This is a genomic window from Klebsiella sp. GW_Kp182, from assembly GCF_040062275.1.
Lineage (GTDB): Bacteria > Pseudomonadota > Gammaproteobacteria > Enterobacterales > Enterobacteriaceae > Klebsiella > Klebsiella michiganensis.
The window spans coordinates 51,199-75,197 of sequence record NZ_JBEAFQ010000054.1 but is presented as its reverse complement, the minus strand read 5'-3'; the positions used below and the strand labels follow the sequence as shown (position 1 = coordinate 75,197).

Below are 23,999 nucleotides of genomic sequence, written 5' to 3'. Positions count from 1 at the left end.
ATCAGAGAGAACTGGCCGGTTCTTTCTGACGGAGTAATCATACAAGCCCGGACAGATGCGCAGCATCGCCTCCGGGAAATTCAGCCTCTCTGCGCGCTGCTCCCGGGGGCGGAGCTTATCGCGCCTTGCCCGGGCTACAGGGTCCCCGACGTCTGCGAGCCGGTAGCCCGGACAGATGCGCAGCATCGCCTCCGGGAAATGTGCCGAAGCTGATGCTTCCCGGCTTGCGCTGCGCTTAGCCGGGCTGCAGGCGGGTTCGTAAACTCATACAGCCAAAAGAGATATACCGTTTTCTTATACTTTCAGGCCCGATATTGATCCAGCTTACGCCGAAAGTATGATGAATCATTAAAATCGTCATACTTTCCTGTCGCTGAGAAAAAGCCTTGTCTATTATCCGCACCACCCTGCTGGCGCTATTCGCCTGCGCCCCGTTGCTGGCCTGCGCCGCGTCCAATGAAATCACCACCGCCTGGCCGGTCAACGTGGGGCCGCTCAACCCGCACCTCTATACGCCCAACCAGATGTACGCCCAGAGCATGGTCTATGAGCCGCTGGTAAAGTATCAGGCGGATGGCTCGGTGAAACCCTGGCTGGCAAAAAGCTGGACCCACTCGGCGGACGGCAAAGTCTGGACCTTCACCCTGCGCGATGACGTGACATTTTCCAACGGCGAAGCGTTTGACGCCCATGCCGCCGCGGAGAACTTCCGCGTGGTGCTCGATAACCGCCAGCGCCACGCCTGGCTGGAGCTGGTCAATCAGATCGTCGAGGTCAACGCGCTCGACAAAAACCAGCTGCAAATCACCCTGAAAAGCGCCTATTACCCGTTCTTACAGGAGCTGGCGCTGCCGCGCCCTTTCCGCTTTATCGCCCCGTCGCAGTTCAAAGACAATGAGACCCTGCATGGCATTAAAGCGCCGATTGGCACCGGTCCGTGGGTGCTGAAGGAATCAAAACTCAATCAGTACGACGTGCTGGTGCGTAACGAGCGCTACTGGGGCGAAAAGCCGCAGATTGAAAAGATTACCGTCAAGGTGATCCCGGACCCGACGACCCGCGCGGTGGCCTTTGAAACCGGCGATATTGACCTGCTCTACGGCAACGAAGGGCTGCTGCCGCTCGACACCTTCGACCGCTTCAGCCACAACCCGGCCTACCGTACCCAGCTTTCCCGCCCGATAGAGACGGTGATGCTGGCGCTGAACTCCGCCAAAGCCCCCACCAACGAGCTAGCGGTGCGCGAAGCGCTGAACTTTGCGGTGAATAAAAAATCGCTGATTGATAACGCCCTGTACGGCACTCAGCAGGTGGCCGATACGCTGTTCGCCCCCACCGTGCCCTATGCCGATATTGGCCTGACGCCGCGCCGGTACGATCCGCAGCAGGCGAAGGCGCTGCTGGAAAACGCGGGCTGGGTCCTGCCTGCGGGTAAGGATATTCGCGAGAAAAACGGCCTGCCGCTGCGCGTTGAGCTGTCGTTTATCGGTACCGACGCGCTAAGCAAATCGATGGCGGAAATCATTCAGGCCGATATGCGCCAGGTTGGCGTGGACGTGGCGCTGGTCGGCGAGGAAGAGAGCAGTATTTATGCCCGCCAGCGCGATGGTCGCTTCGGCATGATTTTCAACCGTACCTGGGGTGCACCCTACGATCCGCACGCCTTTATGAGTTCGATGCGCGTACCGTCGCACGCCGATTTTCAGGCGCAGCAGGGATTAGCCGACAAACCGATTATTGATAAAGAAATCGGCGAGGTGCTGAAAACCACCGACGAAACGCAGCGTCAGGCGCTGTACAAAGACCTGCTGACCCGACTGCACAACGATGCGGTCTATCTGCCCATTAGCTACGTCTCGATGATGGTGGTCGCCAGACCGGAGCTGGGGGCGATTCCCTACGCGCCCATCGCGTCTGAAATTCCGTTTGAACAAATTAAGCCGGTGAAACCCTGATGTTACGTTACGCGATGCGGCGGGTCGCGCTGCTGATACCGATGATCTTCGCCGCCTCGGTGATTATCTTTTTAATGCTGCGCCTGGGCACCGGTGACCCGGCGCTGGACTATTTGCGCCTGTCAAACCTGCCGCCGACGCCGGAGATGGTGGCCTCAACCCGCGCGATGCTGGGGCTGGAGCGGCCGCTTATCGTCCAGTACGGCAGCTGGCTGTGGCAGGCGCTGCATCTGGATTTTGGCGTTTCGTTCGCCACCCAGCGTCCGGTGCTGGATGACATGCTGAGCTTTCTGCCCGCCACGCTGCAGCTGGCCGGCGCCGCGCTGGTGCTGATCCTCCTCACCTCCGTGCCGCTGGGCATCTGGGCGGCGCGGCACCGCGACCGCCTGCCGGATTTTATTGTGCGGATCATCGCTTTTCTCGGCGTGTCGATGCCCAACTTCTGGCTGGCTTTCCTGCTGGTGATGTTCTTTTCGGTTTATCTGCAATGGCTGCCGGCGATGGGCTATGGCGGCTGGCAGCACATCATTCTGCCGGCGGTGTCGATCGCCTTTATGTCGCTGGCGATCAACGCCCGCCTGCTGCGCGCTAGCATGCTGGAAGTCGCCGGGCAGCGTCACGTAACCTGGGCCAGACTGCGCGGCCTGAACGACAGGCAAACCGAGCGCCGCCATATTCTGCGCAACGCCTCGCTGCCGATGATTACCGCCGTGGGGATGCATATCGGCGAGCTGATTGGCGGCACGATGATTATCGAGAATATCTTTGCCTGGCCCGGCGTGGGCCGCTACGCCGTCTCGGCGATTTTTAATCGTGATTATCCGGTGATTCAGTGTTTCACCCTGATGATGGTGATCGTTTTTGTGGTCTGTAACCTGATGGTTGATCTGCTGAACGCCGCGCTGGACCCGCGCATTCGCCGCCATGAAGGAGCGCGCTCGTGAACTTTTTCCTCTCTTCACGCGGGTCCGTCCGCATTTCTTTGCTTATCATCGCCCTGCTGGCGGTCGTTGCGCTCACCAGCCAGTGGTGGCTGCCGTACGATCCGCAGGCGATCGATCTGCCTTCGCGCCTTCTGCCGCCCGGCAGCCAGCACTGGCTCGGTACCGATCATCTGGGGCGCGATATCTTCTCGCGTCTGCTGGCGGCGACCCGCGTATCGCTCGGCTCGGTGATGGCCTGCCTGCTGCTGGTGCTGGCGCTGGGACTCCTCGTCGGGGGCTGCGCCGGGCTTATCGGCGGCCGCGTCGATCAGGCCACCATGCGCGTCGCGGATCTGTTTATGACCTTCCCGACCTCAATCCTCTCTTTCTTTATGGTGGGGGTACTGGGAACCGGGCTGACCAACGTAATTATCGCCATCGCCCTGTCGCACTGGGCGTGGTATGCGCGGATGGTGCGCAGCCTGACAATCTCCCTGCGCCAGCGCGAATTTGTGCTCGCCGCGCGGCTTTCCGGCGCGGGACACGTGCGGGTATTCGTCGACCATCTGGCCGGCGCGGTCATTCCGTCGCTGCTGGTGCTGGCGACCCTGGATATCGGGCATATGATGCTGCACGTCGCCGGGATGTCGTTTCTCGGCCTCGGCGTCACCGCGCCAACCGCCGAGTGGGGGGTGATGATTAACGACGCCCGCCAGTATATCTGGACCCAGCCGCTGCAAATGTTCTGGCCGGGACTGGCGCTGTTTATCACCGTCATGGCCTTCAACATGGTGGGCGACGCGCTGCGCGATCGCCTGGATCCTCATCTGATCGCGGAGCACGCCCACTAATGCCGCAACAAATTACACTGCAAAACATCGTCTTACAGGCCGAGCGTCCGCTGGTGCACGGCGTATCATTGACGCTCAAACGCGGGCGCGTGCTGGCGCTGGTTGGCGGCAGCGGCAGCGGAAAATCGCTAACCTGCGCGGCGGCGCTGGGCATTTTGCCTCCCGGCGTACGGCAAACGGCGGGGATGATCCTCGCCGACGGCCAGCCGGTCTCCCCTGGCGAGCTGCGCGGCAGCAAAATCGCCACCATTATGCAGAACCCGCGCAGCGCCTTTAATCCGCTGCACACCATGGCGACCCACGCGCGGGAAACCTGCCGGGCATTGGGTAAACCCGCAGACGACGCCACGCTTACGGCGGTACTGGAAGCCGTTGGGCTGGAGGAGGCGCAGCGCGTCCTGAAGCTTTATCCGTTCGAGATGAGCGGCGGCATGCTGCAGCGGATGATGATTGCCATGGCGCTGCTGTGCGAGGCGCCGTTTATCATTGCCGATGAACCCACCACCGACCTGGACGCCGTGGCCCAGGCGCGCATTCTCGATCTGCTGGCAGGTGTTATGCAAAACCGCGGGCCCGGGATGCTGCTGGTCACTCACGATATGGGCGTCGTGGCGCGGCTGGCGGACGATGTGGCGGTGATGGATAGCGGCTGCATTGTGGAACAGGGGGATGTCGAAAGCCTGTTCAACGCTCCGCAGCACAGCATCACCCGCAGCCTGGTGGCGGCGCATCTCGCCCTCTACGGACTGGAGCTGGCCTGATGACATTACTGAGCGTATCCGCGATAACCCATCAATATACCGATTCAACGGTGCTAAAAGAGGTCTCTTTGGCGCTGAAAAGCGGTGAAACCGTTGCCCTGCTGGGACGCAGCGGCTGCGGGAAAAGCACCCTGGCACGCCTGCTCGTTGGCCTGGAATCCCCCACTCAGGGCAGCGTCTGCTGGCGAGGAGAACCGCTCTCTCGGCTCAATCACGCCAAGCAAAAGGCGTTCCGTCGGGATATTCAGATGGTATTTCAGGACGCCATCAGCGCGGTGAATCCGCGTAAAACGGTACGCGAGATTTTGCGTGAACCCATGCGACATCTGCTGTCATTGACGAAAGCGGAACAGCTGGCCCGGGCAAGCGACATGCTCAGGGCGGTGGATCTCGATGATAGCGTGCTCGATAAGCGCCCCCCGCAGCTGAGCGGCGGACAGCTGCAGCGCGTCTGCCTGGCGCGCGCGCTGTCGGTTGAGCCGCAGCTGCTGATCCTTGATGAGGCGGTGTCTAACCTCGACCTGGTGCTCCAGGCGGGCGTCATTGGTCTGCTCAAAAAGCTTCAGCGACAGTTTGGCACCGCCTGTCTGTTTATCACCCACGACTTACGTCTGGTGGAGCGTTTTTGCCAGCGGGTGATGGTGATGGATGAGGGGCAAATCGTTGAGACGCAGGTCGTGGGCGACAAATTAACGTTTTCTTCCCACGCCGGTCGCGTGTTACAAAATGCGGTACTTCCCGCCTTTCCCGTGCGCCGTAATAAGGTTTAAAACAGATGCAACGTATCACGATTACTCTTGATGACGATTTACTCGACACGCTGGATAGCCTGAGCCAGCGCCGCGGCTATCATAATCGCTCCGAAGCCATCCGCGATATTCTGCGCGGCGCGCTGGCCCAGGAAAGCGCTCAGGAGCATGGCACCCAGGGCTTCGCGGTACTCTCCTATGTTTATGAACATGAGAAGCGCGATTTAGCCAGCCGTTTAGTTTCCACCCAGCATCACCACCACGACCTCTCCGTCGCCACCCTCCACGTACATATCAACCATGACGACTGTCTGGAAATCGCCGTGCTGAAAGGCGATATGGGCGACGTTCAGCATTTTGCCGATGACGTTATCGCCCAGCGCGGCGTGCGCCACGGCCATTTGCAGTGTTTGCCAACGGAGAAGGAATCACCCCACTCATAGCCGTGGGATGCGATAAATGACTCTTTAACGCGCGATCGGGACTAACGCCATTATGGCGACTCGTTGGCCCATGCGCCTCGTATCGGTTTTGCCAGCAGGGCAAGAACGGCAATCATGCTGATTTCAATCGAAAACGACCAGCAAATATGTCCGAGGGTTTCGCTCCACAGCTCGTAGCCATTCAGGTTCCACAGCCACCCGGTTTCCCCGTTTAAATAGGCGGGATGCCTGAAGCCCAGCGCGGGAATGAGGAAGCCGTGCATAACGAGAGTAATAATCAGACCATAGGCCGCGCCGTACCAAAGCCGGATTTTCGGCCAGTATGCGGAAATGAAGACATAGAGAAAGGCAAAAGCAAAGCTGAACAGCCAGTGGTAAAGCATGACGGCGCCGGGGATTGTCACCCCCTGATAAACGTAGTCCAGCGAGTGTGAATTAATGCCAAGCCAGCCGAGCCAGGCGTCGATATGCGCCGCCGGGGGCGATATCTCGCCCGCCACGCGGGGCGGCATATTAGCTTCCGTTCCCGACTTCACCAGAGAGCTGATGAACCCTCCAATGAGCGTCGTCCAGATAATAACCTGAAGATTAATCCTGTTTTTCAACATAACAGCGTTCCTCTTAAATATCGCTTATACGATGGGTCACCTCAGTTTTTTCAACCAACAATCTCGCGGGAAATAGCATTTATAACGCATCCACTGCTAAGTATAGTTTGAAAAAATTTTGTTCACCCTAAGAGGGCAAAATCCCTGTATCGCCCTGATCGCAATAAACTTTCGCCTTTTCTCAACAATTAATAAACCACATGAATTATATGCTTGGTTAATCATCTCTCTTCGCGAATAATCAGGCCTCATTTAACGATCTCGTTATGGCGAGGCTCCTGCATAAACATAAGTTACCGCCCTGTTGGTATCGAGAGAGACCACTCAGGGAAATACAGGCTTCCATCGAATCAAGGTGTTGCCAAGGTAACTTCTGACGGCGTTCATGCCGGGCAGATACGTTGTGCAGTGCTAAAACCAGGACGTAGGGATCTGCCTGTGCTCATCCTGTCTTGTTCGCCCCTATGAGTGATTTTTTATAGGGAATTACACCATGTCTTCCATTCAACTGTGCGCCGCACATCAGGCTACCGCAGCGTTCGACGGCGACGCGATCGCCCAGTATATGCGTACCGATTTCATTACCCTGCCGGAACATTTCAGCGTTCATGAAGCGCGTGAGCTGTTCGTTTCTCAGCTGGCCAGCGATGAGATCCCCGGCCAGGTTTTTGTCGTCGCCGGGAAAAAACTGCGCGGCAGTTTATCGATTAAAAAGCTGCTGCAGGAGAGCGATACCGCCCAGTCCATTCGTTATTTAATGGATAGCTGCCTGTTTCGCGTCAGGCCTGACGACCCGCGGCCGCAGGTGGTCGCCGAGCTGGCCGAGCGCGGGCTCGACCTCGTGCCGGTGGTCGAAAAGGGCGAGCTGGTCGGCTGCCTGATGGAAAAAGAGATCGCGCATCTGCTGGAAGATGACGTGACCGAGGATGCTCAGCGTCAGGGCGCGACGCTGCCGCTGGAAAAGCCCTACCTGGAAACCAGCCCGTGGGCGCTGTGGAAAAAACGTTCGGTATGGCTGCTGCTGCTCTTTGTCGCCGAAGCCTATACCAGCAGCGTGTTACAGCATTTTGAGGAAGCGCTGGAGTCGGCGATTGCGCTGGCCTTTTTCATTCCGCTGTTGATTGGTACCGGCGGCAATAGCGGAACGCAGATCACCTCCACCCTCGTGCGTTCCATGGCGCTCGGCGAGGTGCGGCTGCGCGATATGGGGCGCGTCATCCGTAAAGAGGTCTCAACCTCGCTGCTGATTGCCATTACGCTCGGCCTGGCGGGCTGTCTGCGCGCCTGGATGATGGGCATCGGCATGGAGATCACCCTGATTGTCAGCCTGACGCTGGTATGCATTACCCTGTGGAGCGCGGTGGTGTCTTCGGTGATCCCCCTGACGCTCAAACGCGTCGGCATCGACCCGGCTGTAGTTTCAGCGCCGTTTATCGCCACCCTTATCGACGGTACCGGACTGATTATCTACTTCAAAATTGCCCAGTATTTCCTGGGGCTGAACTGATTATTTTGCCCGGCGGGAAGGACTTGCCGGGCTGTTTTATTCCCGCCCGAATATCCGCAATCGCATTAAGCAATCTCAGTAACTCTGGAGCAAGCCGATAAAAAGCGTGTCCTTTTTCCGTTAAGATAACTTTTCTGATATTCCTGCCGCGCTTAATCAGGTTGAAACCCAGTTCATTTTCAAGCGCACATACGCTGGTTGTTATCAACGAAGGCGCAATACTCAGCCGCTGCGATACAAAATGAATACTCCCCTCCCGAACCATAAGCATGAATATCTCCACCTGTGATTTATTCATTGCCGAAACCTCTCCAGATTAACCTTTGGCTTACGTTTTAAGTTGTCCACCGGGCAATGTCAATCGCTACAAGAAAATGCTCTCCGCATATAAATAAAATAAAGTGTGAAGCTCGCCATTCGTACATTTAATTATGCATTTCAGCCATTTCACAATTAAATAACCAGCCTCACTCCGGCGTTCAGGGATGTGAAGAACATCACCACAACTCGTTGACCACAAAAACAAAATATACACACATATCAAAGCATTACAAAAAATATTCATCTTGCATGAATGTATGGCACACGCCATGCAATTACCTCCACGTAATCAACACTGGAGATAGTTAAATGACGTACAAAATTTTACTCCCGCAGGAAATCATGGCAGAAGGGAGAGAATATCTGGAAAGCCGCGGTTATCAACTGATTAACGGCTCAGGGATGGAAGAAGAAGATATCATTCGCGACATCGTCGATTGCGACGGTATTATCGTCCGCCTTTCAAAAATGTCCGACCGCGTATTTGAAGCGGCTAAAAAGCTGAAAGTCGTTGCGCGTCACGGTGCCGGTTACGATACGGTCGATCTGGCGTCGGCTAAACTTCACGGCGTCGTCGTATTAAATGCGCCAATTGCTAACAGCATGTCCGTTGCCGAACTGGCCATATTTTATATGCTGCACTGCTCGCGTAATTTCAAGCTGGTACAGGAAAAGATGCTTGAAGATTATTACTGGGCAAAACTGCGCACGCCAAAAGTGGAGCTGGATGGAAAAACGCTGGGTTTAATTGGCGTCGGGAATATCGGTTCACGCGTGGCAATCAAAGCGCTGCATGGCTTTAATATGAAAGTTATCGCCTATGACCCGTATAAAACCCAGCAGCAGATCCCCGAAGGCGTAGAGCTTACCAACGATTTGGACCGTATTTTCAAAGAGAGCGACTTCGTTTCTCTGCACTGTCCGACGACGGCGGAAACCACCGATTTTGTCGGAGAGAAACAGTTTTCCATGATGAAGCCTACCGCCTATTTCATTAATACCGCACGCGGAAAGCTGGTTGATGAAAAAGCGCTGTATCACGCCTTGAGCACCCACGCTATCGCCGGGGCGGGCGTGGATGTTTTAAAGAAAGAGCCGTTTGATGCCAACGACCCGATTTTCTCGCTAAGCAATATCGTGATTGCCCCGCATATTGGCGCCGCCACCATTGAAGCGACCGACAGAGCCTCGCTCCATTCCGCGATTGGCATTGATGAAGTCTTATCCGGTAAGAAACCGTCCTGGCCGGTCCCGGGTTTTTAAGGAGAAAAAAATGACTATTGGTAACCGTATTTTTTTAAAGCGTCCGACCTGCAGCGTCGATCTTCTTAAAGAATTTGAACAGCTCCCGGCGGCGAATATTGCTGACACCATGAACCGTATTGCCGTTCTGGGTAACGGCATTAAACGTATCTCTTCGCCGAAAAAGCCGATTATGGCGGGGTTCGCCATCACCGTGAAAGTCCGCGCGGGCGATAACCTGATGCTGCACGCCGCGCTGGATATGGCGGGTGAGAACGATGTGATTGTGGTCTCCAACGAAGGCGACCGCTCGCGGGCATTAATGGGCGAAATCATGGTGGCCTATGCCCACTGCATGAAAAAAATCGCCGGTATCGTGCTGGACGGGCCTATCCGCGATATCGATGCGCTGTCGGTTCTCGATTTTCCGCTGTTCGCTACCGGCTCCAACCCGGCAGGCCCGTTTAAACAAGGTCCAGGGGAGGTGAACACGCCGATCGCCGTTGGCGGCGTCGCGGTTTGTCCGGGCGACCTGATCGTCGGCGATGCGGATGGCGTGATTGTTATTCCCCTCGGTGACGCAGAAGCCGTACTGAATAAAGCCAAAGAGTATGCAAAATTCGATGCCAGCAAAGTAGAGGCCGCCAAAAACGGCACCGCGAATCGCCTTTGGGTCAAAAAATCACTGGATGAGACCGGCGTTGAGTTTATCGACGACATGTATCGTTAATTTGATTAAATAATATCAGGCCGCGGTGCCCTGACGGGCCGTGGCTTTAAAGCAAAGGTAATAAAAATGCTTTATTTAAAACTCTTGCCCATTATCTTTTTCCCCGTTTTATTTTGGATAATACCGCACCCGGAAGGCGTCTCCGCACCGACCTGGCATATGGTTGGCATCTATCTGGCGATGCTGTGCGGGCTGGTTTTGCGCCCGTTTACCGATGCGGTCATTATGCTGATTATTCTCGGGTTTGCCTCTCTGGTTCTCGACCCCGCTCCCCTGTTTGCCGGTTTTGGCAGCCCTATGGTCTGGTTTATTATCAGCGCCTTTATTATTTGCAAAGCGTTTGTTATTACCGGACTGGGTAAACGTATCGCCTATCTGCTGCTAAAACGCTATGGAAAAAATACCCTCACCCTGGGTTATCTGATGATGGTGACTGATACCGTACTGGCCCCGGCAACGGGTTCAAATATGTCCCGTTCGGGAGGCATTACCTATCCCATCTTCAGGAACATCGCCGAAGCGCTGGGCTCGAAGCCCGACGACGGTAGCCGCAAAATCGGCGCCTATCTGACCATCCTGATGTACGTCGTCTCAATGGGAACCTCCAGCCTGTTTCTGACGGGGATGGCGACCAACTCAATTACCGTCTCGCTGGCCAACGAGATCATGAAGGTGAATCTCGAATGGATGACCTGGTTTAAAGCCGCCGTGGTGCCAGCCGGACTGGTGCTGCTGCTCGCGCCGTGGATACTGTATAAAATCTACGCGCCGGAACTGAAAGTTATCGATAACGTCAATGAAATTGCCGAGAAGGGCCTGCGTGAGCTGGGTCCGGTAAAACGTGAAGAGAAGCTGCTGATCGTGTTCTTTGTCCTGGGCGTGCTCGGCTGGATGACGGGTTCCATCACCGGCATCGCCTTTATTCCCGTCGGCCTGGCGTTCCTCGCCTGTCTGCTGCTTTTCGGCGTGCTGAGCTGGAATGACGTGGTGAGCGAAAAATCGGCCTGGCAGACCTTCGTCTGGTATGGCGCGTTTTATGGCTGTGCGGTTGCCCTATCAAAAGGCGGGTTCTACGTCTTTCTGGTGGACGTTATCAAAAACTATCTCGACCTGTCGCATCTCAATGAAATCAGCGCGATTGCCGTGCTGGTCTTTATCAGCCTTGCCGTCCGCTATTTCTTTGTCTCGAACAGCGCGTTCGTCGTCTCTTTCTATCCGGTACTCTTTACCCTGGGAATGACGACCCAGGCGCACCCGATGTACGTGGCGCTTTCTCTGGCTTTCTCCGCAGGCTATGGCGCACTGCTGACGCACTACGGCAACGGCGCGGGCGTATTTACGTTCTCCAGCGGCTACGTCCCGCAAAAAACGTTCTGGATGCTGGGCACCATCATGGTGGTGGTCAACGTATTAATCTTCTTCCTGATCGGTATTCCTTACTGGAAATTTATCGGCATTTAACGGGAGCATAAAATGAAACTGGATATTCTGATTAAAAACGGTCTGGTCGCCGATCCCGAAGGTCATGATTATATTAATCGTAATATTGGCGTTATCGGCGATCGCATCGTGGACTTAAATACCGTTGACGATTTGCAGGCCGAAACGGTGATTGATGCCGCGGGTTGTATCGTGCTGCCTGGCTTAATCGACTTCCATGGTCATGTTTTTCACGGCGGGACCGCCATCAGCGTCAACCCTGACATCGTATGCTTGCCCAACGGGGTCACCAGCATGGTCGATGCCGGCAGCAGCGGCTGGGTGAATTATCAGCTTTTTCGCAATAGCGTGATTCATCCTGCCATGGTGAAAATCAAAAGCTATTTGAACGTGGTCAACGTCGGGCTTTCCACCCTCGGGGGCGGGCCGACCGGGTATCTGGAAAATACCAATCCGGCGAATTACAACGAGGAGAAAATCGCCCAAACGCTGAATAGCAACAGAGACAATATTCTGGGATTGAAACTACGCTACAGCCAGGATATCGCCAAAGGGAAACAGTACGCCAGCGACCCTCTTCTCTCTACCGTCTCCCTGGCGCGTAAACTGGATACCACGATTTGCGTTCACGTCACGGACTCTCTTCTCTGCGCCGATGAACTGATCCGCTATTTTAATGCCGATGATATTTACGCCCACTGCTTCCACGGTACCGGCCACTCGATTCTCGATGAACAGGGCGAGGTCTATGCGGCAATAAAAGAGGCGCAGACCAGAGGGGTTATCTTCGACTGTTCAAACGGCGTGGCCCACTTTGATTTTCACGTTGCCAGAACCGCCATGGAGCAGGGATTTTATCCCGATATCATCAGCACCGATCTCACCCTGAGAAATAGCTTACGGACGGATAAGGTCTACAGTCTGCTCCACGTCATGTCGAAATATCTCAACATGGGAATGTCCTTCTTCGATATCGTTCGCGCGGTAACCGCCACGCCGGCCCGCCTGATGAAAATGCAGGGGCAAATTGGTACCCTGGCGCCCGGCGTCAGTGCTGATATTTCCATTGTTAAGCTGCGAAAAGAGAACGTCATTTTTGAAGATACCCACGGGGTCAAACTCGAAGGTGACCGTTATATCGATAACTGCGCTACCTTATGCAACGGTCAAATTGTCTACCGCCACCTGCGTTTCTAATCACTAATGACATAGCCTTACGCATTTGCTATGCGTAAGGCTTTTATTCTTAATATCGTATTATATGACCACCCTCATTGATTCTCCCTGTGCTCGCCATATAATAAACATTGCAAACCCAGAACACCTGAGCGAATAATATATGAAGAATAATGAAATTGTCATTTTTTCAGTTTCCAAAACAATAACCCAACGCATCATGAATGTTCTTATTGAGAGGAAGCTCGATGTTCCGGTATATGAATTTCGTTATTCTGACGTTCTCGATAAAGCGAATGAGATGATCCAGTCCGGCGCTAAGATAATTATTAGCCGAGGCGGCACCGCCGCCCTCCTGCGTAACAATATTAGTATCCCGGTCATTGAGATCGCCCATGATTTTCACGGCGTTTATCGCATTTTACAACAGGCCAAAATCAAATCACAAAAAATCGCCGCGGTTGGTTTCCCCCAATTTTGTAATGCCTTACGTCATTATCAGAACATGACTAACGAAGAGTTTAAAATTTGCCAGGTATATAACCACAATGATATTGAAAACGTTATAAAAAATCTTTCAGAGAACGATTACCATACGGTCATCGGCGGCCTTACGGTTGCTGAAATGGCTAAAAAATATAACCTCAATGCTATTATGGGAGACACCGATAATATTTCGATTGAGCAGGCCATCAATGAAGCCGATAGCCTATTAAAATATCTCAACCGAGAAAATACCAAGCTCATCATGAGCCACGCCGCGCTGAATCAAGCACGTGAGGGCATCATGTGCATTGATCAGCTTGGTGAGATCATAAATATTAATGCTATCGGCCTGAGCTTATTCCAGTGTCATGTCGGAGATAAAATATTCAAAAAAGAGGCATTTAAAGATATTTACCCCAGTATTATTAACGAATTAGACATTAAAGAACAGGTCATTGATATTAACGGCCAAACTATTTACATTTCCATACGTCATTTTTCCAACCGCCAAATATCTTATAGCATTATTACAGGATTAAACTAGGAGAGTTCACTTTGGCAAAATAGTATCAGCAAAAAAAGTAAACTCCGCGGTTTTTCCACAACCTGGTCTTTCGACGACATTATTGGCCAGTCTCCGGCGATACGCGATGTAATAAAAAAAGCTAAACTGTGCGCCCGCCACGAACTTCCCATTCATATCTTGGGCGATACCGGCACAGGTAAAGAGCTTTTCGCTCAGAGTATTCATAACCATAGCGCCAGAAGCCACGGCCCTTTTATCGCGATTAACTGCGCGGCCATTCCCGAGAGCATTCTGGAAAGTGAACTCTTTGGCTATGCCGACGGCGCATTTACCAGCGCGCGCAAGGGCGGAAAACCGGGGGTGTTTGAAATGGCGATGAACGGCACGGTGTTTATCGATGAAATCAGCGAAGCGCCGTTATCGGTACAGGTTAAGCTGCTGCGCGTGTTACAAGAGAAGCAATTCTCTCGTCTCGGCGGCGATACGCTGATCACCGCCGATTTTCGCCTGATCACCGCCAGCAATAAAGATCTGCGCCAGCTCGTCGCCAGCGGTGAGTTCAGGCAGGATCTGTACTATAGAATCAATATTCTTGAGTTGAGTCTACCGGCCTTACGCCAACGACCGGGCGATATCATGTTGTTGATTCAGCACCTGCTTTATCAGCAAGGTAAGCAAATCACATTTACCCCCGACGCGGTGGATTTTTTGCATCGCTATAGCTGGCCTGGCAACATTCGTGAACTTCAGGCGGTTATCTACCGGCTCATCGTCCTGCTGGATATCGATCGAGTGAGCAAAGACGTATTGCTGCAGATCGGTCAAATTTCACCGGATGACGCCAACGAGAGCTCTCAATCCCCGGCCGCGGGCGTGGCATCAGATGAAACCGATTTATTAAAGAAACAAGAGAAACGGCTGATTACCCATGTCATAGAAAAAACCGACGGGGACAGGACCAAAGCGTCGGTGATGCTCGGCATCAGCCCCACGACCCTGTGGCGCAAATTAAAGCAGCACAATATCAGCGGATAAGGCGGAGCCGGGTCCGCTGATACAGAGCAGGCGGTTATTTCTGTTCCGCTAAAGCCTGCGCGCATGCCCAGGCTGACGCCCACGCCCACTGGAAGTTATAGCCTCCCAGCCAGCCGGTGACGTCCATCACTTCGCCGATAAAGTACAGACCGGGCACCTTGCGGGCCTCCATGGTGCGCGAAGAGAGTTCGTTGGTGTCGACACCGCCGAGGGTCACTTCCGCCGTGCGATAGCCTTCGGTGCCATTCGGCTGGACTCGCCACGCGGTCAGCGTCTCAACCAGCGCCTGCTGCTCGCGAACGTTTAGCTGTTTCAGGGTGACGTCCGGCAGCTGCCCCAGCTGCTGCAGGCACTCGACCAGCCGCTTTGGCAGCTGCATTGCCAGGGTGTTCTTCAGGCTCTGATTGGGATGCGCCGCGCGCTGCTCGTTAAGGAAGTCATCAAGATGGCAATCCGGCAGCAGATTGATGCTGACGAACTCTCCCGGCTGCCAGTAGCTGGAAATTTGCAGTACCGCCGGCCCGGACAGCCCGCGGTGGGTAAAGAGCAGATTTTCCCGGAAGACGGTCCCGTTTTCCGCCGTGATGGTGGACGGCACCGACACCCCGGAAAGCACCTGCAGCTGTTCGAGCAGCGGCTTATGCAAGGTAAACGGCACCAGGCCCGCGCGGGTCGGCAGCACCTTCAGGCCAAACTGCTCGGCGAGCTTATAGCCAAACGGCGAGGCGCCCAGGCCGGGCATGGATAATCCGCCGGAGGCAACCACCAGCTTTTTCGCCGCCACCGTCTCGCCGTTAAGCTGTAGCGTATAGCCCTCATCATCCCGCTCTACGCTGATAATTTCGCTACGCAGGCGAATGTGTACGCCGCCTTTTTCGCACTCGGCCAGCAGCAGGTTAACGATTTGCTCGGCGGAATCATCGCAGAAAAGCTGGCCCAGGGTTTTCTCATGCCAGGCGATACCGTGTTTGCTAACCAGATCGATAAAGTCCCACTGGGTGTAGCGCGCCAGCGCAGATTTGCAAAAATGCGGGTTTTGGCTGAGATATGCCGCGGGTTCGATATACATGTTAGTAAAGTTGCAGCGGCCACCGCCAGACATCAGGATCTTCCGCCCGGGCTTTTTGCCGTTATCGAGCAGCAGCACCCGACAGCCTGCCTGCCCCGCCTGCGCTGCACAAAACATTCCCGCCGCTCCGGCGCCGATTACGATGGCATCAAACCTTTCCACACAACATTCCTCATATCCCGATTGTCGGGAATTGTAAATTTTTCATTCTGGTCGCACCAGACTGAAAAAAACAGATTTGCGTACCTCATTGAAAGATATAGGAATACTCCCAACAAGGTAAAACTTAAACAGGAAGAAAATCAAAAAAAGTCTATATTTCACTTTGCCCGCGCCGCGAAAGTCACTGATAATGCGCCGCGTTCATGTCCTCAAAATGGCGTAACGTCCTATGGTACATTTATTTGCCGGTCTGGATTTACATACCGGGTTACTATTATTGCTTGCTCTGGCTTTCGTGCTTTTTTACGAAGCGATCAATGGTTTTCATGATACCGCAAACGCGGTTGCAACGGTGATTTACACTCGCGCAATGCGGTCGCAGCTTGCTGTGGCGATGGCGGCTCTTTTTAACTTCTTCGGCGTTCTGTTGGGCGGTCTCAGCGTAGCCTATGCCATCGTGCATATGTTGCCGACCGACCTGCTGCTTAACATGGGTTCAGCACATGGCCTCGCCATGGTCTTTTCCATGCTGCTGGCGGCAATTATCTGGAACCTCGGCACCTGGTACTTCGGCCTTCCGGCCTCCAGCTCGCACACCCTGATCGGCGCGATCATCGGTATTGGTTTAACCAATGCCCTGATGACCGGTACGTCGGTGGTGGACGCGCTGAACATCCCGAAAGTCATGGGTATTTTTGGCTCGCTGATCGTCTCGCCAATCGTTGGCCTGGTCGTGGCGGGCGGCCTGATTTTCATTCTGCGTCGCTACTGGAGCGGAACCAAAAAACGCGCCCGTATCCACCTGACTCCAGCCGAGCGTGAAAAGAAAGACGGCAAGAAAAAGCCGCCGTTCTGGACGCGTATTGCGCTGATTCTGTCCGCCATTGGCGTCGCGTTCTCCCACGGCGCGAACGATGGTCAGAAAGGCATTGGCCTGGTGATGCTGGTTCTGATCGGCGTGGCTCCGGCTGGCTTCGTGGTCAATATGAACGCTTCCGGCTACGAAATCACCCGTACCCGCGATGCGGTCAACAACGTGGAAACCTTCTTCCAGCAGCGTCCTGAGCTGTTGAAAAAAGCGACCGGCGCCGAGCAGCTCATCCCGTCTCCGGACGCAGGGGCTGCCGCAAACGGCGAGTTCCACTGCCACCCGGTAAACACCATCAACGCGCTTGACCGCGTGAAGACGATGCTGACCGGTACCGAAAGCTACGACACGCTCTCCGTGGAACAGCGTAGCCATCTGCGCCGTATTATGCTCTGCATCTCCGACACCACTGACAAAGTGGCTAAGCTGCCGGAAGTGAATGCTGACGATAAGCGTCTGCTGAAGAAGCTGAAAACCGACATGCTGAGCACCATCGAGTACGCGCCAATCTGGATTATTATGGCGGTTGCGCTGGCGCTGGGTATCGGCACCATGATCGGCTGGCGTCGCGTGGCGACCACCATCGGCGAGAAAATCGGTAAGAAAGGGATGACCTACGCACAAGGTATGTCAGCTCAGATGACCGCCGCCGTATCGATTGGTCTGGCGAGCTATACCGGTATGCCGGTTTCCACCACCCACGTGCTCTCCTCCTCGGTAGCGGGGACGATGCTCGTTGATGGCGGCGGTCTGCAGAAGAAAACCGTCACCAGCATCCTGATGGCCTGGGTACTGACCCTGCCCGCGGCGATTCTGCTGTCCGGCGCGCTGTACTGGCTCTCGCTGCAGATTATCTAAGCGAATATCAGAAACAAGAAAGATAAACGGGTCAGGAAACTGGCCCGTTTTTTTTGTATCGTGAAGCTAGTGCCAGATAGCCAGAGCAATCATGCTGACCACCACCAGGCCGCATAGCGCGCTGGTGAGAATAAACTGCCGACGAACCCGCTCGCAGCGGCGGATAAATTCATCGTCGTGGTGATCGCGGTAGCGCTGGGCGTAGATGTACCACACCAGGCGCACCTGTTTGCCGGGCTGCCCGTGCGACGTAAAAAAACCGCCGCCGTCGACATATTGATAGAGCAAAGGGTCACAACCACGTAGCACAACAAGTAATGCACGCAGCGACGAGAAGTAGCGTGCCATATTCACTACACATACGATACACAGGGCCCAAAACAGCGCAACAGTGCTGATCATACCTCCTCCCCGGCGACCCGTCCTCGGAGGCTCCCTCCGGGACTACCGCTCCCCAATATCAAACCGACTGTACTGTGAAAGAGTGCGATTCCGATCACGTTTATTTATCCGACCGGCTCATTAAATAGTGTAGGAGATCAGTTAATTTTTTTACCACAACGTTAATCATTATCAATGCATAAGTCGGATATATTTGTTTAACTATTCGCTGAACAAGGTGGATTGACGGATCGCGAGGGGCGCTATAAGGTAGAAATATCTTCTACAATTAGGTCCTTAAGGACTCCCCCCCGCGAATGTAGCACGCAGGACGCGGGCGAAGCGGCAGCGCTGGCTGTCAGGTCCAACGGTCATCGACAACTTATGGAAGGAGTAACACCATGGCTTACAAACATATTCTTATTGCAGTAGACCTGTCCCCGGAAAGCAAAGTACTGGTAGAAAAAGCCGTTTCTATGGCCCGCCCCTACAATGCAAAAGTTTCCCTGATCCACGTGGATGTGAATTACTCCGATCTCTACACCGGCCTTATTGACGTCAATCTGGGCGACATGCAGAAACGCATCTCCGAAGAGACTCACCACGCGTTAAGCGAGCTGTCCACCAACGCTGGCTATCCGATCACTGAGACCCTGAGCGGCAGCGGCGATCTCGGCCAGGTGCTGGTTGATGCGATTAAAAAGTATGATATGGACCTCGTGGTTTGCGGTCACCATCAGGACTTCTGGAGCAAACTGATGTCCTCGGCTCGTCAGCTCATCAACACCGTTCACGTGGATATGCTGATTGTCCCGCTGCGCGACGAAGAAGACGAATAACAGGACGTTATTTCATTTCGCTGATGACCAACGCCCGCCAACGCGGGCGTTTTTATTTCCCCCACCCGCCGCAAAAAGCATATAAATCCAAATAATCGCCACAATGCCAGGTTGATCAACCATTTCAAAAGCAATATAGCCATATAATAATTCGCCAAAATAGATAAACATCATATCATTACGCAAAATTAACCTTTTTCAGCGCGTTTTGGCATACGCGTTCATACTTTTCCGGACAGGACTTAAAGGCGAAGAAAGATGAATTCAACCGCACCGACAGGCTTGCTGCAGCAACCTCGCCCATTCTTCATGATCTTCTTTGTGGAACTATGGGAGCGATTTGGCTATTACGGCGTTCAGGGGATCCTGGCCGTTTTCTTTGTTAAACAGCTCGGTTTTTCTCAGGAGCAGGCGTTTATTACCTTTGGCGCGTTTGCCGCGCTGGTATATGGCCTTATCTCCATCGGCGGCTATGTCGGCGATCACCTGCTGGGTACGAAACGTACGCTGGTTCTGGGCGCGATTGTGCTTGCCGCAGGCTACTTTATGACCGGCCTGTCGCTGCTCAAACCCAATCTGATTTTCATCGCGCTGGGGACCATTGCGGTGGGTAACGGCCTGTTTAAAGCTAACCCGGCGAGCCTGCTGTCCAAATGCTATCCGCCAAAAGATGCCCGCCTGGATGGCGCCTTCACGCTGTTTTATATGTCGATCAATATCGGTTCGCTGCTGTCGCTGTCGCTGGCGCCGGTGATTGCCGACAAGTTCGGCTACGCGGTAACCTACAACCTGTGCGGCGCCGGTCTGATCGTCGCCCTGCTGGTTTACTTCGCCTGTCGGGGTATGGTGAAAGATATCGGCTCTGAGCCGGACCACAAACCGCTGAGCCTGCGCAATTTACTGTACGTGCTGGCCGGTACGGTGGTCATGATATTTCTCTGCGCCTGGCTAATGCATAATGTCAAAATCGCCAATCTGGTGCTGATTATCCTCTCAGTGGTGGTGACGATTTTCTTCTTCCGCGAGGCCTTCAAGCTGGATAAAACCGGGCGCAATAAAATGTTCGTCGCCTTTATCCTGATGCTGGAAGCGGTGCTGTTTTATATTCTGTACGCGCAGATGCCCACCTCGCTCAACTTCTTTGCTATCAATAACGTTCACCATGAAATACTTGGTTTCGCGATTAACCCGGTGAGCTTTCAGGCGCTAAACCCGTTCTGGGTGGTGGTGGCCAGCCCGATCCTCGCCGCTATCTACACGCGTTTGGGCAATAAGGGCAAAGACCTGACTATGCCGATGAAGTTTACCCTTGGCATGTTCCTGTGCGCGCTGGGTTTTCTGACGGCAGCCGCGGCGGGAATGTGGTTTGCCGACGCCCAGGGGCTGACCTCGCCGTGGTTTATCGTGCTGGTCTATCTGTTCCAGAGTCTGGGGGAACTGCTGATTAGCGCCCTGGGGCTGGCGATGGTTGCCGCGCTGGTGCCGCAGCATCTGATGGGCTTTATTCTTGGGATGTGGTTTTTAACCCAGGCGGCCGCGTTCCTGCTGGGCGGCTACGTGGCGACCTTTACCGCCGTACCGGATAATATTACCGACCCGCTACAGACGCTGCCGATTTATACCGATGTCTTCAGCAAAATTGGCCTGGTGACCCTGGGCGTAACGGTGGTCATGGCGATCATGGTGCCGTGGCTGAACAGGATGATTAATACAAAAAGCGCGTAAAAACGGTGCGGTCGACGAGGTTTCCCGGATTGCGGCTAACGCCTTATCCGGGCTACAGCCCCCCAGATCGCAAGAACCCGTAGCCCGGGCAGGCGTATCGCGCCGCCCCGGGAACAGAGCGCAGAGTGGCAGAATTTCCCGAAGGCGATGCTGCGTATCTGTTCGGGCTACCAGACCCGCAGACGGCGGTGAACCCGTAGCCCGGGCAAGGCGCATCGCGCCGCCCCCGGGAGCAGAGTGCAGAGTGGCCGAATTTCCCGGAGGCGATGCTGCGCATCTGTCCGGGCTACCAGACCCGCAGACGGCGGTGAACCCGTAGCCCGGGCAGGCGCAACGCGCCGCCCTCGGGGAAAGGTCCCTGACGCAGGTTGCTTACCCCTGCGGCTCAACCGCCGTTCCGGCATAGATATCAAAACGGTGGCCTTTGGTCACCACCGCGTTAGGCGTCGCCACATCCGCCAGCGGCGGCGCGTAGTCCGGGCGCTTAACCACCACCCGTTTGGTCGCCAGCTGACGCGCCGGCGCCAGCAGACCGTCGGCGTCTAAATCCGGCCCCACCAGCGACTGAAATACCCGCATCTCTTTCTTCACCAGCGCGCTTTTCTGCTTATGCGGAAACATCGGGTCGAGATAGACCACCTGCGGACGCGGGGTGATATCGGTCAGTGCCGTCAGGCTGGAAGCGTGAATCAGCCGCAGACGCTCCTGCAACCAGGGACCGATTTCAGCGTCGGCGTAGCCGCGCGCCAGGCCATCGTCGAGCAGCGCGGCAACCACCGGGTTACGCTCCAGCATCCGCACGCGACAGCCCACGGAGGCAAGAACAAAGGCATCCCTTCCCAGACCGGCGGTCGCATCGACCACATCCGGCAGATAGTCGCCTTTGATTCCCACCGCTTTCGCCACCGCCTCGCCACGGCCGCCGCCGAACCTGCGCCGATGGGCCATGGTCCCGCCGACAAAATCAACAAAGATGCCGCCAAGCTTCGGTTCATCGCGCTTGCGCAGCTCAAGATGCGCCGGCGTCATCACCAGCGCCATCGGGTTGTCCTCATCCTGCTCCAGCCCCCAGCGGTCAGCCAGAACAGATAAGGCGCCGTCTCCGGCGCCCGTTTCATCAATTAAACAAATTTTCACAACAGGATTAACTCTTAATGCCGTAATGCTCAAGCATCGCGTCCAGCTGCGGCTCGCGACCGCGGAAGCGTTTGAACAGGACCATTGGCTCTTCCGAACCGCCGCGGCTAAGGATGTTGTCGAGGAACGACTGGCCGGTTTCGCGATTGAAGATACCCTCCTCTTCGAAGCGCGAGAAGGCATCCGCCGCCAGGACGTCGGCCCACAGATAGCTGTAATAACCCGCTGCGTATCCGCCGGCGAAAATATGGCTGAAGGCGTGCGGGAAACGGCCCCACGACGGCCCGGGGATCAGCGCCACCTGCTGCTTAATTTCCGCCAGCGTTTCGAGGATTTTCGCGCCCTGCTGCGGGCTGAACTCCGCATGCAGGCGGAAGTCGAACAGGCCGAACTCCAGCTGGCGCAGAATAAACATCGCCGCCTGGTAGTTCTTCGCCGCCAGCATTTTCTCCAGCAATTCCTGCGGCAGCGGCTCGCCGGTTTCATAGTGGCCGGAGATAAAGGCCAGCGCTTCCGGCTCCCAGCACCAGTTTTCCATAAACTGGCTCGGCAGCTCGACCGCATCCCACGGTACCCCGCTGATGCCGGACACGCCGGCGGTGTCGATACGGGTCAGCATATGGTGCAGACCGTGGCCAAACTCGTGGAACAGGGTGATCACTTCATCGTGGGTGAACAGCGCCGGCTTACCGTTGACGGGACGGTTAAAGTTACAGGTCAGATAAGCGACCGGCTTTTGCAGCGAGCCGTCAAGCTTGCGCATCTGGCCAACGCAGTCATCCATCCATGCCCCGCCGCGTTTATGTTCGCGAGCGTAGAGATCGAGATAGAAGCTACCGCGTAGTTCATTTTTTTCATCGTACAGTTCGAAGAAGCGCACTTCCGGATGCCAGACGTCCACATCGGTACGCTCTTTCGCGGTAATACCGTAAATACGCTTAACCACCTCGAACAGGCCGTTAACCGCTTTGTTTTCCGGGAAGTAGGGGCGCAGCTGTTCATCGCTGATGCTGTAAAGATGCTGCTTCTGTTTTTCGCTGTAGTAAGCGATATCCCACGGCTGCAGTTCATCCACGCCGAATTCGGCTTTGGCGAAGGCGCGCAGCTGGGCCAGCTCTTTCTCACCCTGCGGACGGGCGCGTTTCGCCAGGTCGGTCAGGAAGTCGAGCACCTGCTGCGGATTTTCGGCCATTTTGGTCGCCAGCGACTTGTCGGCAAAGCTGTCAAAGCCCAGCAGCTGCGCCAGCTCGTGGCGCAGGGCGAGGATTTCCGCCATTACCGGGCTGTTGTCCCATTTTCCGGCGTTCGGCCCCTGGTCGGAGGCGCGGGTGGAATAGGCGCGATACAGCTCTTCACGCAGCGCCTGATTGTCGCAGTAGGTCATTACCGGCAGATAGCTCGGGATATCCAGGGTCAGCAGAAACCCTTCCTGCTCTTTGGCTTCAGCCTGGGCTTTCGCTGCGGCAAGCGCGCTTTCCGGCATGCCGGAGAGCTCAGATTCATCGGTGACCAGCTTGGTCCAGCCCATGGTCGCGTCGAGCACGTTGTTGCTGTACTGATTGCCCAGCTCGGAGAGGCGGGCGGCGATTTCGCCGTAGCGTTTCTGCTGCTCTTTCGCCAGGCCAATACCGGAGAGTTCAAAATCGCGCAGCGCGTTATCCACCGCTTTTTTCTGCGCGGTATTCAGGGTGGCGTAATGGTCGCCGTCGCGCAGGTCGCGGTACGCTTTGTACAGGCCTTCATGCTGCCCAACCCAGGTGCTGTACTCCGAAAGCAGCGGCAGGGTCTGCTCGTAGGCTTCGCGCAGTTCCGGACTGTTTTTGACCGAGTTCAGGTGGCTGACCGGGGAAAAAATACGCCCCAGCACGTCGTCTACTTCCGCCAGCGGCTGGCAAAGATTTTCCCAGGTATACGGCGCCCCTTGCGCCACCGCGCGCTCTACCGCCGCCCGGCAATCATCCAGCGCTTTAGTGACCGCGGGGACCACGTGCTCGGGTTTGATGGCTGAGAATGGCGGTAATGAAAAAGGCGTCAGTAATGGATTGGTCATATGCGCAGTCCTGTTGAATTGGGTGAATGAAGCGCGCGTCCGGCGCTATAGCATGAGATCTAGAATGGGGGATAGTTTGCTGAATTTCAATGTCAGGCGCCGCGCGCAGGCGGGTATTACTGCGATAAGTCTGGCCGTTGTGGCCAGAGCGCATAAA

21 protein-coding genes, 1 pseudogene and 1 riboswitch are annotated in these 23,999 nt (G+C 55.2%); of the genes and pseudogenes, 15 read left to right on the top strand and 7 right to left on the bottom strand.

Annotated features, from left to right (window positions below):
* The first annotated feature begins 386 nt into the window (after positions 1-386).
* From nikA to nikR, 6 genes are read left to right on the top strand one after another with little or no spacing between them, the layout of a single operon-like run.
* Positions 387-1,955 carry a nickel ABC transporter substrate-binding protein gene (gene nikA / locus ABLU88_RS23285; protein WP_348838113.1) on the top strand — a complete coding sequence of 523 codons (1,569 nt, stop codon included), beginning with the start codon at positions 387-389 and terminating at the stop codon, positions 1,953-1,955.
* A complete protein-coding gene (gene nikB / locus ABLU88_RS23280; protein ID WP_032751595.1) occupies positions 1,955-2,899 on the top strand; it encodes a nickel ABC transporter permease subunit NikB in 945 nt (314 codons plus the stop codon). The genes nikA and nikB overlap by 1 nt, the downstream gene beginning before the upstream one ends.
* Complete coding sequence (gene nikC / locus ABLU88_RS23275; RefSeq protein WP_004855132.1) at positions 2,896-3,729, top strand: nickel ABC transporter permease subunit NikC; 834 nt, start codon at positions 2,896-2,898, stop codon at positions 3,727-3,729. The genes nikB and nikC overlap by 4 nt, the downstream gene beginning before the upstream one ends.
* Positions 3,729-4,490 (top strand): nickel import ATP-binding protein NikD, encoded by a 762-nt coding sequence (nikD, locus tag ABLU88_RS23270; RefSeq protein ID WP_014227131.1) that lies wholly within the window; start codon positions 3,729-3,731, stop codon positions 4,488-4,490. The genes nikC and nikD overlap by 1 nt, the downstream gene beginning before the upstream one ends.
* Complete coding sequence (nikE, locus tag ABLU88_RS23265; protein WP_064357700.1) at positions 4,490-5,260, top strand: nickel import ATP-binding protein NikE; 771 nt, start codon at positions 4,490-4,492, stop codon at positions 5,258-5,260. The genes nikD and nikE overlap by 1 nt, the downstream gene beginning before the upstream one ends.
* Before the next feature lie 5 nt (positions 5,261-5,265).
* Complete coding sequence (gene nikR / locus ABLU88_RS23260; RefSeq protein WP_025106836.1) at positions 5,266-5,682, top strand: nickel-responsive transcriptional regulator NikR; 417 nt, start codon at positions 5,266-5,268, stop codon at positions 5,680-5,682.
* A gap of 50 nt (positions 5,683-5,732) precedes the next feature.
* On the opposite strand, the gene ABLU88_RS23255 is transcribed toward nikR, so the two are convergent.
* On the bottom strand, positions 5,733-6,290 hold the full coding sequence (locus ABLU88_RS23255; RefSeq protein ID WP_025106835.1) for a DUF1440 domain-containing protein: 558 nt from the start codon (positions 6,288-6,290) through the stop codon (positions 5,733-5,735).
* A 253-nt stretch (positions 6,291-6,543) separates the two neighbouring features.
* Positions 6,544-6,727, top strand: a riboswitch (M-box (ykoK) riboswitch).
* Between the two features lie 56 nt (positions 6,728-6,783).
* On the opposite strand from ABLU88_RS23255, the gene ABLU88_RS23250 reads away from it, so the two are divergent.
* Complete coding sequence (locus tag ABLU88_RS23250; protein ID WP_004855147.1) at positions 6,784-7,797, top strand: magnesium transporter; 1,014 nt, start codon at positions 6,784-6,786, stop codon at positions 7,795-7,797.
* Here ABLU88_RS23250 and ABLU88_RS23245 read toward each other — a convergent pair.
* Positions 7,763-8,095 carry a LysR family transcriptional regulator gene (locus ABLU88_RS23245; RefSeq protein WP_025106834.1) on the bottom strand — a complete coding sequence of 111 codons (333 nt, stop codon included), beginning with the start codon at positions 8,093-8,095 and terminating at the stop codon, positions 7,763-7,765. The two genes, ABLU88_RS23250 and ABLU88_RS23245, sit on opposite strands and share 35 nt — an antisense overlap.
* A 332-nt stretch (positions 8,096-8,427) precedes the next feature.
* Between ABLU88_RS23245 and ABLU88_RS23240 the strand changes: the two genes are divergently transcribed.
* From ABLU88_RS23240 to ABLU88_RS23220, 5 genes and pseudogenes are all read left to right on the top strand, one after another.
* A complete protein-coding gene (locus ABLU88_RS23240) occupies positions 8,428-9,381 on the top strand; it encodes a hydroxyacid dehydrogenase (protein WP_348838108.1) in 954 nt (317 codons plus the stop codon).
* 10 nt (positions 9,382-9,391) lie between these two features.
* Positions 9,392-10,090 (top strand): RraA family protein, encoded by a 699-nt coding sequence (locus ABLU88_RS23235; protein WP_047722841.1) that lies wholly within the window; start codon positions 9,392-9,394, stop codon positions 10,088-10,090.
* A 66-nt stretch (positions 10,091-10,156) separates the two neighbouring features.
* On the top strand, positions 10,157-11,551 hold the full coding sequence (locus ABLU88_RS23230) for a DASS family sodium-coupled anion symporter (RefSeq protein ID WP_004126262.1): 1,395 nt from the start codon (positions 10,157-10,159) through the stop codon (positions 11,549-11,551).
* Between the two features lie 12 nt (positions 11,552-11,563).
* Complete coding sequence (locus ABLU88_RS23225; RefSeq protein ID WP_348838105.1) at positions 11,564-12,727, top strand: metallo-dependent hydrolase; 1,164 nt, start codon at positions 11,564-11,566, stop codon at positions 12,725-12,727.
* Between the two features lie 142 nt (positions 12,728-12,869).
* Positions 12,870-14,753: pseudogene (locus ABLU88_RS23220) on the top strand (sigma 54-interacting transcriptional regulator).
* A gap of 34 nt (positions 14,754-14,787) precedes the next feature.
* Here the strand turns inward: ABLU88_RS23220 and ABLU88_RS23215 are convergent.
* On the bottom strand, positions 14,788-15,984 hold the full coding sequence (locus ABLU88_RS23215) for an NAD(P)/FAD-dependent oxidoreductase (RefSeq protein WP_014227139.1): 1,197 nt from the start codon (positions 15,982-15,984) through the stop codon (positions 14,788-14,790).
* A 229-nt stretch (positions 15,985-16,213) separates the two neighbouring features.
* Here ABLU88_RS23215 and pitA point away from each other — a divergent pair, with 229 nt between their 5' ends.
* The gene (gene pitA / locus ABLU88_RS23210) at positions 16,214-17,710 is read left to right on the top strand and encodes an inorganic phosphate transporter PitA (RefSeq protein ID WP_348838103.1); all 1,497 of its coding nucleotides are present in this window, start codon (positions 16,214-16,216) and stop codon (positions 17,708-17,710) included.
* Positions 17,711-17,776: 66 nt separating this feature from the next.
* On the opposite strand, the gene uspB is transcribed toward pitA, so the two are convergent.
* Positions 17,777-18,112: a universal stress protein UspB gene (gene uspB, locus ABLU88_RS23205; protein ID WP_004855171.1), complete on the bottom strand. Its 336-nt coding sequence runs from the start codon at positions 18,110-18,112 to the stop codon at positions 17,777-17,779.
* Positions 18,113-18,492: 380 nt separating this feature from the next.
* Here uspB and uspA point away from each other — a divergent pair, with 380 nt between their 5' ends.
* On the top strand, positions 18,493-18,930 hold the full coding sequence (gene uspA, locus ABLU88_RS23200) for a universal stress protein UspA (RefSeq protein ID WP_004126268.1): 438 nt from the start codon (positions 18,493-18,495) through the stop codon (positions 18,928-18,930).
* Positions 18,931-18,942: 12 nt separating this feature from the next.
* On the opposite strand, the gene ABLU88_RS23195 is transcribed toward uspA, so the two are convergent.
* A complete protein-coding gene (locus ABLU88_RS23195) occupies positions 18,943-19,116 on the bottom strand; it encodes a hypothetical protein (protein ID WP_155774232.1) in 174 nt (57 codons plus the stop codon).
* A gap of 72 nt (positions 19,117-19,188) precedes the next feature.
* On the opposite strand from ABLU88_RS23195, the gene dtpB reads away from it, so the two are divergent.
* Positions 19,189-20,655, top strand: coding sequence for a dipeptide/tripeptide permease DtpB (dtpB, locus tag ABLU88_RS23190; protein WP_025106828.1), 1,467 nt, complete (start codon positions 19,189-19,191; stop codon positions 20,653-20,655).
* Between the two features lie 372 nt (positions 20,656-21,027).
* On the opposite strand, the gene rsmJ is transcribed toward dtpB, so the two are convergent.
* Positions 21,028-21,792, bottom strand: coding sequence for a 16S rRNA (guanine(1516)-N(2))-methyltransferase RsmJ (gene rsmJ / locus ABLU88_RS23185; protein ID WP_004855183.1), 765 nt, complete (start codon positions 21,790-21,792; stop codon positions 21,028-21,030).
* A 7-nt stretch (positions 21,793-21,799) separates the two neighbouring features.
* Complete coding sequence (prlC, locus tag ABLU88_RS23180) at positions 21,800-23,842, bottom strand: oligopeptidase A (protein WP_014839726.1); 2,043 nt, start codon at positions 23,840-23,842, stop codon at positions 21,800-21,802.
* Positions 23,843-23,999: the final 157 nt, after the last annotated feature.

What these genes read in the sequence shown, in the direction of transcription:
- nikB (WP_032751595.1), top strand. Translation starts at nt 1,955, where the DNA reads ATGTTACGTTACGCGATGCGGCGGGTCGCGCTGCTGATACCGATGATC.
- nikD (WP_014227131.1), top strand. Translation starts at nt 3,729, where the DNA reads ATGCCGCAACAAATTACACTGCAAAACATCGTCTTACAGGCCGAGCGT.
- nikE (WP_064357700.1), top strand. Translation starts at nt 4,490, where the DNA reads ATGACATTACTGAGCGTATCCGCGATAACCCATCAATATACCGATTCA.
- nikR (WP_025106836.1), top strand. Translation starts at nt 5,266, where the DNA reads ATGCAACGTATCACGATTACTCTTGATGACGATTTACTCGACACGCTG.
- ABLU88_RS23255 (WP_025106835.1), bottom strand. Translation starts at nt 6,290, where the DNA reads ATGTTGAAAAACAGGATTAATCTTCAGGTTATTATCTGGACGACGCTC.
- ABLU88_RS23250 (WP_004855147.1), top strand. Translation starts at nt 6,784, where the DNA reads ATGTCTTCCATTCAACTGTGCGCCGCACATCAGGCTACCGCAGCGTTC.
- ABLU88_RS23245 (WP_025106834.1), bottom strand. Translation starts at nt 8,095, where the DNA reads ATGAATAAATCACAGGTGGAGATATTCATGCTTATGGTTCGGGAGGGG.
- ABLU88_RS23240 (WP_348838108.1), top strand. Translation starts at nt 8,428, where the DNA reads ATGACGTACAAAATTTTACTCCCGCAGGAAATCATGGCAGAAGGGAGA.
- ABLU88_RS23235 (WP_047722841.1), top strand. Translation starts at nt 9,392, where the DNA reads ATGACTATTGGTAACCGTATTTTTTTAAAGCGTCCGACCTGCAGCGTC.
- ABLU88_RS23230 (WP_004126262.1), top strand. Translation starts at nt 10,157, where the DNA reads ATGCTTTATTTAAAACTCTTGCCCATTATCTTTTTCCCCGTTTTATTT.
- ABLU88_RS23225 (WP_348838105.1), top strand. Translation starts at nt 11,564, where the DNA reads ATGAAACTGGATATTCTGATTAAAAACGGTCTGGTCGCCGATCCCGAA.
- pitA (WP_348838103.1), top strand. Translation starts at nt 16,214, where the DNA reads ATGGTACATTTATTTGCCGGTCTGGATTTACATACCGGGTTACTATTA.
- uspB (WP_004855171.1), bottom strand. Translation starts at nt 18,112, where the DNA reads ATGATCAGCACTGTTGCGCTGTTTTGGGCCCTGTGTATCGTATGTGTA.
- uspA (WP_004126268.1), top strand. Translation starts at nt 18,493, where the DNA reads ATGGCTTACAAACATATTCTTATTGCAGTAGACCTGTCCCCGGAAAGC.
- dtpB (WP_025106828.1), top strand. Translation starts at nt 19,189, where the DNA reads ATGAATTCAACCGCACCGACAGGCTTGCTGCAGCAACCTCGCCCATTC.
- prlC (WP_014839726.1), bottom strand. Translation starts at nt 23,842, where the DNA reads ATGACCAATCCATTACTGACGCCTTTTTCATTACCGCCATTCTCAGCC.